This is a genomic window from Parabacteroides chongii (assembly GCF_029581355.1).
GTDB lineage: Bacteria > Bacteroidota > Bacteroidia > Bacteroidales > Tannerellaceae > Parabacteroides > Parabacteroides chongii.
Genome location: NZ_CP120849.1, coordinates 4137356 through 4150963, shown reverse-complemented (window position 1 = coordinate 4150963; position 13608 = coordinate 4137356). Strand labels below are relative to the sequence as shown.

Below are 13608 nucleotides of genomic sequence, written 5' to 3'. Positions count from 1 at the left end.
TCTTAATCCTTTTTACTATAAAATAGTTACCTTTGCGGCGATTGTTTAGGGAAATTGTTATGGGAACTTCAAAAGAAATGACATCGGGGGCGGCATTGCCCTTGATCTTCAGTTTTGCTATGCCGGTACTGTTGGCAAATCTGCTTCAACAAACTTATTCTTTGATAGACGCGGCTATTGTCGGTAAATTTCTGGGAATCGATGCTTTTTCTGCTGTCGGAGCAAGTACGTCTGTCATATTTCTTATTATAGGATTTTGTAACGGATGCTGTGCAGGTTTCGGTATTCCGGTGGCACAGAAGTTCGGTGCCAGGGATTACAGCACGATGAGGAAATATGTTTCCATCAGTTTACAACTGGCGACTGTTATGTCGGTTATCATTGCGGTCGTTACAAGTATATATTGCAAAGATATTCTGAGGGTTATGCAAACGCCGGATAATATTTTTAAAGATGCCTATTTCTATTTACTGGTTACTTTCATCGGCGTACCTTGTACTTTCTTTTATAATCTGCTGTCAAGCATTATCCGGGCACTGGGCGATAGCAAGACACCTTTTTGGTTCCTACTTTTTTCCACCATTCTGAATGTGATCCTCGACCTGGTTTGCATCCTGGTATTTAAATGGGGCGTTGCCGGAGCGGCCATAGCCACACTACTTTCCCAGGGAATATCGGCAGTCCTCTGTTTCGTTTATATGCACCGTCGTTTCGATATATTGAGAAGTACGCGGGAAGAAAGGAAGTTCCAGTCTAAGCTGGCAGGAAACCTGATGTGGATCGGTGTCCCGATGGGACTTCAATTTTCCATCACAGCCATTGGCAGTATCATGTTGCAAAGTGCCAATAATGCGTTAGGATCAGCGTGCATTGCAGCCTATGCGTCCGCCGTACGTATCAAATCCTTCTTTATTTGTCCTTTCGAAAGTCTCGGAATTGCTATGGCTACCTATACCGGGCAGAATTACGGGGCTGGCAAACCGGAACGTATCTGGCTGGGCATCAAAGCCAGCGGATTGATGATGCTTGTCTATGCTGCCTTCTCATTCCTTATATTGATGCTGGCTTCACGTGAACTGATCCTGATATTTGTCGATCCGGCAGAAACGGAAATTATTAAAGATGCGATCCAGTTCCTGCATATCTCCTGCTCCTTCTTCCCTATCCTGGGTATTCTCTGTATTCTTCGTTACACAATCCAGGGAGCCGGATTCACCAACCTGGCAATGCTTTCCGGCGTATCCGAAATGATCGCCCGGACATTGGTCAGTATCTATGCAGTACCGGCATTCGGTTTTCTGGCTGTCTGCTTCGGTGACGCAACGGCATGGATGGCTGCAGACTTGTTTTTGATTCCTGCATTTATATATGTGTATCGGAAAATAAAAAAACCTACAAGCATCTAGCCTGTAGGCATCCCTTAGATATCTAACCTTCCACTATTGTTTTCCGCGGAGAGAGCGGGATTCGAACCCGCGAAACCCTTTAGGGGTTTACACGCTTTCCAGGCGTGCCTCTTCAACCACTCGAGCATCTCTCCTTCTAAACCGGCGCGAAAGTACAACATCTTTTTTAACTATGCAAGTTTTTTTCTTGTTACACCCTATTATTTCAAGTTCCAACCCCAATAATATGGAACAAATCAGCGGACAACGAACGGTAATCTGTAGGAATGGACCTCCCTTTTGTTGGTCACCAAGTCAATTAGCAAGTCATATAAACCGGGGGTAGACGGAGCCTGGATAGTTTTATCGGAAAATTTCTTCCCTTGCACAAGCCCACGGGGATAATAATAGAAGCCTTTACTGGTGATTTCGGCAGAACGTCCTTCTTTTTTGGTTGTAACCAGTACAGCTCCGTTGACTGCTCCAAACGTTACAGCATTTGTTTGCCAGGGTTTAAGCAACTCAACGGATGAGACATCCCGGACTGAAAGCAAATTGACTACTTCTTCCAAAGGGATCCTTTGTCCGTCTAACAATATGACCAGGTCACCTCCTTTCAATGTACTGAATCCCCTCGAACTAATTAACCGGGGCATTCTTTTATCCATACCCTGTTCATCCTTCACGGTAGACCAAAAGAAAGAGACACCGGGCATATCCATAAAGACATTTTCCATATCCACGTAGTTACGTCTATCCAGTTCTTCTTCATCCAGATATGTGACATTATAGAACTTCTCGGTGGATACGGCTTTGTCTTGTCTGCTCCTCGCTTTTACAGTTATTTCAGGCATGATATAATCCCTGTTACCGAACTCGTCTACCCGGTAAGTAAAACCGGAACTATCCTGATAGCTTGCACTTACTTCAGCATATTTATGATCCAGACGATAATAATGCAAACGATTGACAACAGACGGGAATGTATCGTTGTCGGGAATATATTCGTAAAAACCGGCAGTACCTTTCGCCGGATGTGCCTGCAGAAAGAAGTAATCACCCTCTTTAAAGTCCGTTATAGAAATAAGGTAACGCCCCTTCGAATCTATTTCACCGGCATCGACTTGATTCGTCACCGAATTGTACGCCACAATACTTCCACCCTTTAACGGCTTACCGCTTTTATATGTAACCCGCCCCGTAAACATATTCATTATTTCAGGTTGAAAACGATAACTGAATCTCTTATCGACAATCTCCGTCGGATTGAAACGAATAAAACGGGCGGTACGCAGCCATGCTTCTATATCCGGCTTAGTCATACCGGATTCATCCGACAGGTAATGTTTGGGAAAAATGACAGGCGAAAAGAGTTCGTTTTCCAACTCCGCCTGTAGAATGGCAGGCTTGGCGATCTGCCTTCTTTTTACAATACGGTGGAATAAACGAATACTATCGGTTGAAAAATCAGCCGGCAGACAGATCGTTTCGCCGACTAAGTATTCTTTTTTATCCAGTCCCAAAGAAGGGCGTTCGTCATTTCTCCAATGAACAGTTTGAGCTATAACATTGGCAGATTTATCTGTCAGGAAGAGAACGAATAACCCTGTCTCTTCCGGTGGCAGGCTCAAGATTCCAGTATTTAGCTGTTCGGTCAGCTTTATCTCTTCCAGACCGTTTGCCGGTCGAAAAACAAAAAGACGCTCGCTGGTGATCCCGGCTCCGTCAGAAATCACTCTATAGCTTATTTTGTTTCGGTTCATAGCGCTTTGCAATGTGTGTCCCTGTATCCTTTCCGGCAAAGTGAACAGGAATTTCTCCCCCTCATACGTTGCATACAAAACAAACTGATCACCTTCCTTCGGAAGAAGACGGATCGTTTGTAAACCGGAAGATAAGGATGTCGTACTGATAATCGTATCGGTGTTATTCAGTATATAAAAAGGAACCTGCAAAGGAGTACCATGACTATCAGCCAGGTAGACTGTCATATTCTGAACCTCTCCATTCACCCACTGACCGCCTTCCGGAAAGAAAAGACATTTTACACCCGGGACATTCGCTTCCGGAATAAACAACTCCATTCCAATGGGTAATTCTATCTGCGGAAAGCTTGCCGAATGAAAGTTTTGCATCATCCGGGTGTAGGCTCGTAAATAATAAACAGAGCCGGGCCAATCATACTCCGTCTGAAAGGGAAAGGTAAAAGCGCCGTCAACATCACATTTCGTCTTTTGCCGGATAAGAACAGAATCTTTCTCATCGAACAGTTCTGCATAAATATAATTGCTGTACCGGTCATACTGCCTGCCGGATGCTAACAACTGACCATGAATTTGTATGGTATCACCCTGCTTATATACCGGTTTATCCGATAACAGGAATATACGCTCATCCGGTAATTCAATGCGTTGTGCGCTTAGCTGAAAAAAGGAAAACAACACCGATAAAAAAGTCAAATAGTATTTCATCTTACTCATCAATAGTGGTTTATACTTATGGCAAATGCATACAAATATATAATATTTTTCGATATAACATCCATCAAAAGACCCTTTTGTAACATAAATGTAACAGTTATTTCACTTTGCCGAAATACCAAATGCCTTCCTTTGCAGGAAAATAATTAATTTTGTAAACAATGAAATGAGCTTTTCATTTCAATTAAATAAAAAAGACTATGGATATGCCCCGAATTCTTGTTGTAGACGACGAAGAGGACTTGTGCGAAATCCTCAAATTTAATCTGGAAATTGAAGGTTACGAGGTGGATACGGCTTTCAATGCGGAAGAAGCATTGAAAAAGGACCTGTCTGTTTATCAGCTGCTTTTACTGGATGTCATGATGGGAGAAATCTCCGGATTCAAGATGGCGAGTATTTTAAGGAAAGAAGAAAGCACCTCCGACATCCCGATCATCTTCCTGACAGCCAAAGATACGGAAAACGATATGCTGACAGGTTTTAACCTGGGGGCAGACGATTATATTTCAAAACCATTTTCGATCCGCCAGGTAGTCGCACGCGTTAAGGCCGTGTTACGAAGAACAACCGAAAAGGAAAAGATCGATACAAACGAGCGTCTCGACTATGAAACATTAGTGTTGGACACCAAACGTATCAAAGCATCGGTCAACGGGCAGGAAGTTCCGCTGACCAAAAAGGAATTTGAAATACTCAAATTACTGCTGGAAAATAAAGGGAATGTTTTCTCACGCGAAGAGATACTGTCACGTATCTGGAAAGACGAAGTGTATGTATTGGATCGCACTATTGATGTAAATATTACCCGGTTACGGAAAAAGATAGGCCCTTACGGAAAAAACATTGTCACCCGCCTCGGCTTCGGTTATTGTTTTGAATGCTAATCCTGTTATTTGAATTATGGTAAGAGTAGAAAAGATGAAAAACCGGATACCGTTCAGCCAACGGTTATTCTGGTCTATTTTTGTGATGTTCCTTGGATTCACGGTTTGTTTCCTGTTGTTTCAGTATCAACGGGAACGGGAATTTTCGCAGGAAAAGTTGAATAATGTATTGAGTAACTATAATTACCAACTGTTTAGCCGTACCCAGCAAGAGGGAGATATCGACAAAACCGTACAACAATTTATCGAAGAGATTCCTCAGAAAGAGTTACGTGTAACCATTATAGATCCCGAAGGTAAAGTCTTGTTCGATAATAGCGGGACAGAAGAATTCAATAATCATAACGATCGTAGCGAAGTACGTAAGGCTCGTTTGTATAATGAAGGGTTTGCCATCCGAACTTCCGGATCGACAGGCAGACGGTATTTCTATTCGGCCAGCAACATCGGTAGTTATATCTACCGTTCGGCACTTCCTTATGATCCGTATGTACAAAGTGCCTTATCGACGGACAAGGATTTCATATACTTTATGATCCTGATGACGTTGATCTTTTTCTTCGTCCTCTCCCGCTTCACTTTCAGTATCGGGCGGACCATCTCCAAGTTGCGTGATTTTGCCCTGAATATTGAAAAAGACCGGATACCGGAGACTGATTATACCTTTCCAAATGATGAGCTGGGCGATATTTCAAAGAATATCGTCACCTTATACCATCAGCAGCAAAAGGCAAAAGACGAACTCTCCATGGAGCGCGAAAAGCTGATAAAGCACTTCCAATATGCCAAAGAAGGATTTGCCATGTTTACACCTGAAGGAAAAGAAATATTATCGAATATCCTGCTCATTCAGTTCTCAAACGTCATCTCCGACAATCAGATACGACAAGCCGAAGAAGTAATAGATATCCAGGAGCTGGAACCTATCAAGGCGTTTCTGAATAAAAACATCCCCAATACCAATCGTAAACGGAAGGTTTTGCGCGACTCCGTTACGATCGATAAGAACGGAAAGATATTCCTGATCGAATGTATCCTGTTCCTGGACAACAGCTATGAAATCTCCATCAACGATATTTCACGTCAGGAAGAAGAAAGCCGGATGAAACGCCAGCTTACCCAAAACGTGGCACACGAGTTGAAAACACCTGTCAGCAGTATCCAGGGATATCTGGAAACAATCATCAGCAATCCGGAGCTTACTCCCGACAAACGTCAGTTCTTCCTGGAACGTTGTTACTCGCAAAGTACCCGCCTGACAGGATTATTACGGGATATTTCCGTTCTGAACCGGCTGGACGAAGCATCCGACATGTTCGACCTGTCCGACATAAATATTCCGAAACTGATCGCGGAGATTCAAAAGGAATGTTCGAAAGAGATGGAAGAAAAGCAAATCTCTTCCGACATCATTCTACCCGGTAATCCTACGATACACGGCAATTACTCATTATTATATTCTATTTTCCGGAATCTGTATGACAATGCGATAGCCTACGCCGGAGAAGGAAGCCTAATCATTGTGAACTGCTATAAGGAAGACCCTAAATTCTATTATTTCAGTTTTGCCGATAATGGTGTCGGTATCTCGGAAGAACATATCAACCGTATCTTTGAAAGATTCTATCGGGTAGATAAAGGACGAAGTCGCAAGGTGGGCGGAACCGGACTGGGATTGTCTATCGTTAAAAACGGGGTCAATTTCCATAAAGGACAAATCTCCGCAAAAAGCAGTCCGGGGAAAGGAGTTACTTTCTTCTTTACCCTGAAGAAAAAATTGTAACTTTCAGTTGACAGTTGACAAGTGAAAGTTGACAGTTGACAGTTAAGCTTTGCGCCAAGTTTGAATGAATCGGCTGAAAGCCGAAACAACTGCCATCTGTCAACTTTCATCTCTGTCAACTTTCAACGTTCGGATATCGGAACATAAGTTGTTTCATCCAATACATTCTTATAGGCCGGACGGATAATACGTTTACCGTCGAAATGAAGCTCTTCGATACGGTGAGCTGTCCAACCGACGATACGCGCCATGGCGAACAGCGGTGTATAGATTTCCTGCGGCAGGCCGATCATTTCATAAACGAAGCCGGAATAGAAGTCCACGTTTGAAGAGACACGTTTCTTCGTTCCTTTATGTTTGGCGAAACATTCGATAGCACGTTCTTCCAGCAGTTCAAGGAAGTCAAACTCTTCTTCACGCCCTTTTTCCTTTGCCAGATCGCGGGCGAGCTCTTTCAGAACGACGGCACGTGGATCGGAAATGGTATAGACCGCATGACCGATACCATAAATCAAGCCGGTCTTGTTATAGGCTTCCTTATTCAGCATACGCATGAAATACGTATCGATTTCATCCACATTCTTCCAGTCTGCAATGTTCTCTTTCAGATGATGGAACATATCGACCACCTGGATATTGGCACCTCCGTGCAACGGGCCTTTCAGCGAACCGATACCTGCCGCAATGGATGAATAGGTATCCGTTCCGGTCGAACTGGTTACACGAACAGTAAAGGTCGAGTTGTTACCGCCACCGTGCTCGGCTTGCAAGACAAGCAATAAATCGAGTGTACGTGCATCGAGTTCGGTAAAGTCTTTTTTCAGCATGTGCAGGAAGTTTTCTGCAAGCGACAGGTTTTCATGCGGATGGCGGATATGCAAAGAACGTCCGTGTGTACTATGACGGAAGATATTATATGCATAAGCGATGATAGTCGGGAAACGAGAGATCAGTTCGATGGACTGGCGCATCAGATTGTCGCGCGAAGTATCGTCCGGATTCGGATCGAAAGTGTACATTTCCAAAACGCTACGGGCAAGGATATTCATGATATTCTGTCCTTCCAGGTCGAGGATATTCATTTTGGTCTTCTGCTCCAACGGCATGTTATCACAGATCAGGCCTTTGAAAGAGGCTAGTTCTTCCTTATCGGGCAGCTTACCGGAAAGCAGCAGATAAGCCACTTCCTCAAAACCGAAACGTTTCTCTTTAATCAGGGCATGTGCCAAATCTTCCACATCGTAGCCTCTGTAAAACAGTTTACCGGGGATAGCCTTCAGACCACCGTTATCCGGCAGACGTTCGTAACCTACTACGTTACCGATCTTGGTTAATCCGACCAAAACACCACTGCCGTCTTCGTTACGCAGACCACGTTTCACATTATACATCGGAAAAAGTTCATTGTCGATCTTACAAGCATCCTTTGATGCATCCGACAGCTTATAGATAAGATATTCTTTCTTCATGACTAATTATTTTATGAGGTTACAATAAAGATATGATACAATCACCAAATTCCCTGGTGCCAAGAGATTTTCCTGCCGGCATGAAACGAGCCAGGTCATTCGTTGCTTCACCTTTCGAAAAAGCATTTTCCATAGCAGCCGTAATCAGGTTGGCTGCTTCATTCCATCCCATATATTCAAGCATCATCACGGATGAAAGCAAGAGGGACGACGGGTTTACAATATCTTTTCCGGCAATGTTAGGAGCCGTGCCGTGTGTTGCTTCGAAAATAGCATAACCGCTGTCGTAATTGATATTGGCACCGGGAGCAATTCCGATACCGCCCACCATAGCAGCCAGCTGATCGGAGATATAATCGCCGTTCAGATTGAGTGTTGCGATGACGGAATATTCTTCCGGGATCAATAAAGTGTTTTGTAGAAAGGCATCGGCAATAACATCTTTGATGATGACTTTTCCGGCTGCAGAGGCATCGAACATGGCTTTAACGGCCTCGGCTTCGCCTTTCTCCTTTTTGATCTTTTCATATTGTGGCCAGGTGAATGTCTTGTCGGCAAACTCACGTTCTGCCAGGGCATAACCCCAAAGTTTGAAACCACCTTCAGTGAACTTCATAATATTGCCTTTATGTACAAGCGTTACACTCGGTAATTTATTGGTCAGGGCAAATTCGATAGCAGCACGCACCAGGCGTTCGGTTCCTTCTACGGATACGGGTTTTACGCCGAATGAAGAGGTTTCGGGGAAACGAACTTTGGTCACTCCCATTTCTTCCGTCAGGAACTTCAGAAACTTACGTGCTTCGGGTGTTCCTTGTTGCCATTCGATACCGGCATAGATATCTTCGGTATTCTCACGGAAAATATACATATCGACCTTCTGCGGTTCGCGTACCGGAGAAACAACCCCTTTGAACCAACGGACGGGGCGCAGACAGACATAAAGATCCAAAGTCTGGCGCAAAGCGACATTCAGCGAGCGGATACCACCGCCGATCGGAGTGGTCAACGGACCTTTGATACCGACCATATATTCGCGGAAAGCATCCATCGTTTCATCAGGAAGCCAGCTTCCGGTCTTGTTGAAAGCTTTCTCACCCGCCAATACTTCTTTCCATTCGATGGACCGTTTACCGTCATAGGCTTTTTCGATAGCTGCATTTACTATCTTTTGGCAGACCGGCGTGATCTCTGCTCCTACGCCATCTCCTTCGATAAAAGGAATAATGACCTTATCAGGGACGATCAAATGGCCTTTTTGTTTTGTTATTTTATTCATTATGATAGTTTATTTATTAATTCAGATGTTGTCAAATATGAACTACTTTATAGTGTCTGTTTATGGCGACTGATGGTAACTGATTCCCCTCTCGAGAGGGGATAAGGGGTGTGTTAAAGCCAGTTATATGCCGAAACTATAACACACCCCCTGCCCCCTCTCAAGAGGGGAAAAGTTACTCCCGTCACTGTAAATGGATAGCTCACCTTTTTCTATTAATGTGCTACATTCAATGCCGCCCCAGCCTTGAACCATTTGATCTGCAAATCGTTGTATGTATGATTTACCGGGAATGATTCCTGCGAACCGTCTGCATGTGTAAGAACGGCTGTCAATGGCTTGTCGGATGCAAAGTCTTTCAGACCGACGATGGAGATATGATCGTTTTCACGGATCTTATTATAATCATCTTTATTTGCAAACGTCAGGGCAAGCATTCCCTGTTTCTTCAGGTTCGTCTCGTGGATACGGGCAAAGCTCTTGGCAAGGATCACCTTTACATTCAGGAAGCGGGGCTCCATAGCAGCATGTTCGCGAGAAGAACCTTCGCCGTAGTTCTCTTCGGCAACAACGATGGACGAGATTCCTTTTGCTTTATATTGCTTGGCAACGGCAGAAACAGCTTCATATTCATCAGTAAGCTGGTTCAATACGGCATTTGTCTTTCCATTGAAAGCGTTGATAGCTCCCATCAACATATTGTCGGATATATTTTCCAGATGACCACGGAAACGGAGCCAAGGACCTGCCATCGAAATATGGTCTGTCGTACATTTTCCTTCCGCCTTGATAAGTAATGGCATGTCCAACAGGTCGTTGCCATCCCACGGAGCAAAAGGCTGCAAAGCCTGCAAGCGGTTTGACTCAGGATTGATCTTTACATCCGTATTCTTTCCGGTCGGAGCTAGATAACCATTATCTTTTACATCAAATCCTTTAGGTGGGAAATCGGTTCCCTGCGGTTCACGGAGCTTTACTTCACGACCATCTTCCGTCTTCAACGTATCGGTCAACGGATTGAAACAAAGGTCACCGGCAATAGTCAGTGCCAGCGTCAGTTCCGGAGAAGCGACAAAGGCATGTGTGTTCGGATTGCCATCCGCACGTTTGGCGAAATTACGGTTAAAGGAGGTTACAATAGAATTTTTACGGGTATTATCGTCGGTATGACGTTTCCACTGGCCGATGCATGGTCCACAGGCGTTTGCCATGATGGTTGCTCCCACCTTCTCGAAGTCGCCGATAATACCATCGCGTTCGGCAGTATAGCGGATCTGCTCCGATCCCGGATTGATGATCAGCGGAGCGGCAACAGGAATCTTATCTTCAAAAGCCTGACGGGCGATAGAAACGGCACGGCTCAAATCCTGATAGGACGAGTTCGTACACGAACCGATCAGGCCCACTTCCATCTTACGGGGATAACCGTTCGCTTTTACTTTAGCAGCAAATTCAGAGATAGGCGTTGCTGCATCCGGAGTAAACGGACCGTTGATATGCGGTTCCAGTTCAGACAGGTTGATCACGATCACCCGGTCGTAATATTCGTCCGGCTGCGCCCTCACTTCCATATCGGCTTCCAAATAATCCTGGATAGCATCGGCCCAGGCAGCAACCGTATCACGTCCGGTTGCACGCAGATAAGTAGCCATATTCAGGTCGTATGGGAATAACGAAGTTGTTGCTCCTACTTCAGCACCCATATTACAAATAGTAGCTTTCCCGGTTGCGGAGATAGAAGATGCGCCTTCACCGAAATATTCGATAATGGCATTCGTTCCTCCTTTTACGGTCAGGATACCCGCCAACTTCAAAATGACATCTTTGGGAGAAGCCCAGCCGTTCAAACGTCCGGTCAGTTTGACACCGATCAATTTAGGCATCTTCAGTTCCCACTCCATACCGGTCATGACATCGACCGCATCAGCGCCACCGACTCCGATAGCAACCATTCCCAAACCACCGGCATTCGGTGTATGAGAATCCGTACCGACCATCATTCCGCCGGGGAATGCATAGTTTTCCAGCACAACCTGGTGGATAATTCCGGCTCCCGGTTTCCAAAAACCGATACCGAACTTATCGGATACGGATTTGAGGAAGTCATACACTTCACTGTTTCCTTTGGTAGCCGTTTCAATATCCGCTTTCGCTCCGATATTCGCCTGGATCAGGTGATCGCAGTGGACGGTTGCCGGAACAGCGGATTTGTCTTTCCCTGCATTCATAAATTGCAGTAAAGCCATCTGAGCTGTTGCATCCTGCATCGCCACACGGTCGGGACGGAAGTTTACATAATCATCCCCACGCCTGAACAAGCGGAGTGCTTCTTCATCATATAAATGAGCATATAAGATTTTCTCGGCCAATGTCATCGGACGACCGATCTTTTCACGCGCCGCATCTACCCGTTTCGGGAAATTGGAATAAAAGCTTCTCAGCATTTCAATGTCGTACACCATATTATAATCTTATTAGTTGTTTGTTTATCAGAATTAAGACACGCTAATGTATATATAAATAAAACACCTTTCATTCAATAATGTCTATGAGACCATAGAGGTTGTCTATACCAAATAAAAAAGTTCGCCTTACGTTCATTTATAAAACGCGCGGCGAACTTATTTTGTTCAATAGATATTAACGAAATCTATGTTTATTATTTTTTAGATTCTTTCCACTTATCGGCATAACTATGAAGAATGGAGGCAATTCCCTCTCCGATCCGTACATAATCACCTTGGTTCAGATTTGCCAGCGAAGCGCGGATAGACCATTCCGGAGCATCGAAACCACCTCCGTTCAGAAGGACAAGCGCCGTTTCCTGCGCCAGGCGGAATACGACATCAACCGGTTCGTAATTGGCTTTCAGATACTCTACAAACTCATCACCGTAGAACTTCTTTGCCCAAACTTCCATATCGATCTCACTGTAATAACCGGCACGCAGCGGATCATCCAGCAAGGTAAATCCTGTACTTTTCCAAAGTGTATGCAGACGTTCGTGGATAATATCCACCATCCGCGACTGATACAGGTTTTCGGTATCCAGGATAGAGAAGGAAGCGAACAGAGCCATCTGGGTCTGTTGCGGCAGGGAAAGACCGGCTGTATGATTAAGTGCCACCTGACGGCTGTCGGCAACCATACGGTCGATGAACTTCATTTTCGACGGATCGAGCATGATGCTGCTGTAGCGTTTTGTCAAAGCAGCTTTCTTGTCATCCGGCAGCTCGGCGATCATCCGGTCGTAGATATTCTTTTCGTGCAAAGAGACAACAGCCAGACGCCAGCCTGTCGCCCCGAAGTACTTGGAGAAGGAATAGACACATAAAGTATTGTCTGGCAATTCAGCCATCAAGGAACGGAAACCAGGAACATAAGTTGCATATACATCGTCCGTAATGATCATCAGATCGGGATTGTAATTAGTTACGATATCGACCAGGCGTTCCGTCAATCCGTGTGTCAGTGCATAAGAAGGCGGATTGCTCGGGTTGACGATAAAGGCAGCCTTGATCGATTTATCTTTCAACAGATCCAGGTCCTTTTCCTGATACTGCCAGGTATGATAACCGTCACCTGTCATTTTCAGAGCATGTATTTCGGTTACGTCAAACAGATAACGAGCCTGCTCGGGTATTTCGATATACGGTGTAAAAACCGGGGCGAAAAGGACAATCTTATCCCCTTTATTCAACAGAAAGTTCTGCTGCAGGGAATCAAAGATGTAACACATAGCTGCCGTTCCGCCTTCGGTAGCGAAAAGGTCAAATTTACCTTCCGGAGGAAGACCGTTACAAAGAGCCTGGTCCAGATAATCACGGACAAGGACTTCCGTATATTTTAAAATACGATCAGGTATAGGATATTGATCGCCTATTACGCCTTCCGCCCATTCATGGACCAGGTCGTTTTCATCGACACCTTTTTCGCGTACCATATAATTATAGGTATCACGCAAAAGCTTCGAGCCGGGCGTTCCTTCGTGCTTATCCAGAAATTCCCGGAAACGATAAGCGATACTCGGTTTCTGAGGAACACCGGCAAGGCCGACCATACCGTCTTCCAATTTCGTTCCCCGGCGACATTCTTCCAAACCGAACTGACCGAGCAGGAAAAAGGCTTCACGGGGTGTAGTGGCAATCCAGTTCGGATTACCGCGTCCGGCATTCAACATGATGTGTGTGCTTTTACGTGCACTTTCATCTGCGAGGTCGATCAGGATATTCTTCAATTCGAACGGACTGATCTCCGACATCTTCTTTTCGTATTCACGGGTAACTACGATTTTCTTTTTCTCTTCCATATTATATAATGTATAG

The 13608-nt window shown here is 44.8% G+C and carries 8 protein-coding genes and 1 tRNA gene; 3 read left to right on the top strand and 6 right to left on the bottom strand.

The features are described from left to right. Positions 1 to 59: 59 nt before the first annotated feature. The gene (locus P3L47_RS15475) at positions 60 to 1406 is read left to right on the top strand and encodes an MATE family efflux transporter (RefSeq protein ID WP_122359736.1); all 1347 of its coding nucleotides are present in this window, start codon (positions 60 to 62) and stop codon (positions 1404 to 1406) included. 46 nt (positions 1407 to 1452) lie between these two features. On the opposite strand, the gene P3L47_RS15470 is transcribed toward P3L47_RS15475, so the two are convergent. Together P3L47_RS15470 and P3L47_RS15465 are read right to left on the bottom strand one after the other, a co-directional pair. Then, positions 1453 to 1540, bottom strand: a tRNA-Ser gene (locus P3L47_RS15470). Between the two features lie 102 nt (positions 1541 to 1642). Continuing rightward, on the bottom strand, positions 1643 to 3865 hold the full coding sequence (locus P3L47_RS15465; protein WP_277781383.1) for a TonB-dependent receptor plug domain-containing protein: 2223 nt from the start codon (positions 3863 to 3865) through the stop codon (positions 1643 to 1645). A gap of 200 nt (positions 3866 to 4065) precedes the next feature. On the opposite strand from P3L47_RS15465, the gene phoB reads away from it, so the two are divergent. Together phoB and phoR are read left to right on the top strand one after the other, a co-directional pair. Continuing rightward, positions 4066 to 4752: a two-component system response regulator PhoB gene (gene phoB / locus P3L47_RS15460; protein ID WP_277781382.1), complete on the top strand. Its 687-nt coding sequence runs from the start codon at positions 4066 to 4068 to the stop codon at positions 4750 to 4752. A 16-nt stretch (positions 4753 to 4768) separates the two neighbouring features. Further along, entirely contained in the window at positions 4769 to 6535 is a 1767-nt protein-coding gene (phoR, locus tag P3L47_RS15455; protein ID WP_277781381.1) for a two-component system sensor histidine kinase PhoR, read from the top strand. 122 nt (positions 6536 to 6657) lie between these two features. Here phoR and P3L47_RS15450 read toward each other — a convergent pair whose 3' ends face one another. The 4 genes from P3L47_RS15450 to P3L47_RS15435 all read right to left on the bottom strand — a co-directional run bounded on the left by P3L47_RS15450 (position 6658) and on the right by P3L47_RS15435 (position 13592). Further along, positions 6658 to 8004, bottom strand: a complete 1347-nt coding sequence (locus P3L47_RS15450; RefSeq protein ID WP_277781380.1) for a citrate/2-methylcitrate synthase — start codon at positions 8002 to 8004, stop codon at positions 6658 to 6660. Between the two features lie 19 nt (positions 8005 to 8023). Next, positions 8024 to 9283, bottom strand: a complete 1260-nt coding sequence (gene icd, locus P3L47_RS15445) for an NADP-dependent isocitrate dehydrogenase (protein WP_122362934.1) — start codon at positions 9281 to 9283, stop codon at positions 8024 to 8026. 215 nt (positions 9284 to 9498) lie between these two features. Then, positions 9499 to 11745 carry an aconitate hydratase gene (locus P3L47_RS15440; RefSeq protein ID WP_277781379.1) on the bottom strand — a complete coding sequence of 749 codons (2247 nt, stop codon included), beginning with the start codon at positions 11743 to 11745 and terminating at the stop codon, positions 9499 to 9501. Positions 11746 to 11942: 197 nt separating this feature from the next. Continuing rightward, positions 11943 to 13592, bottom strand: a complete 1650-nt coding sequence (locus P3L47_RS15435) for a bifunctional aspartate transaminase/aspartate 4-decarboxylase (protein ID WP_277781378.1) — start codon at positions 13590 to 13592, stop codon at positions 11943 to 11945. Between the last annotated feature and the right edge of the window lie 16 nt (positions 13593 to 13608).

Coding starts and splice junctions, on each gene's coding strand:
- phoB (WP_277781382.1), top strand. CDS start 4,066: ATGGATATGCCCCGAATTCTTGTTGTAGACGACGAAGAGGACTTGTGC.
- phoR (WP_277781381.1), top strand. CDS start 4,769: ATGGTAAGAGTAGAAAAGATGAAAAACCGGATACCGTTCAGCCAACGG.
- P3L47_RS15475 (WP_122359736.1), top strand. CDS start 60: ATGGGAACTTCAAAAGAAATGACATCGGGGGCGGCATTGCCCTTGATC.
- P3L47_RS15465 (WP_277781383.1), bottom strand. CDS start 3,865: ATGAGTAAGATGAAATACTATTTGACTTTTTTATCGGTGTTGTTTTCC.
- icd (WP_122362934.1), bottom strand. CDS start 9,283: ATGAATAAAATAACAAAACAAAAAGGCCATTTGATCGTCCCTGATAAG.
- P3L47_RS15440 (WP_277781379.1), bottom strand. CDS start 11,745: ATGGTGTACGACATTGAAATGCTGAGAAGCTTTTATTCCAATTTCCCG.
- P3L47_RS15450 (WP_277781380.1), bottom strand. CDS start 8,004: ATGAAGAAAGAATATCTTATCTATAAGCTGTCGGATGCATCAAAGGAT.
- P3L47_RS15435 (WP_277781378.1), bottom strand. CDS start 13,592: ATGGAAGAGAAAAAGAAAATCGTAGTTACCCGTGAATACGAAAAGAAG.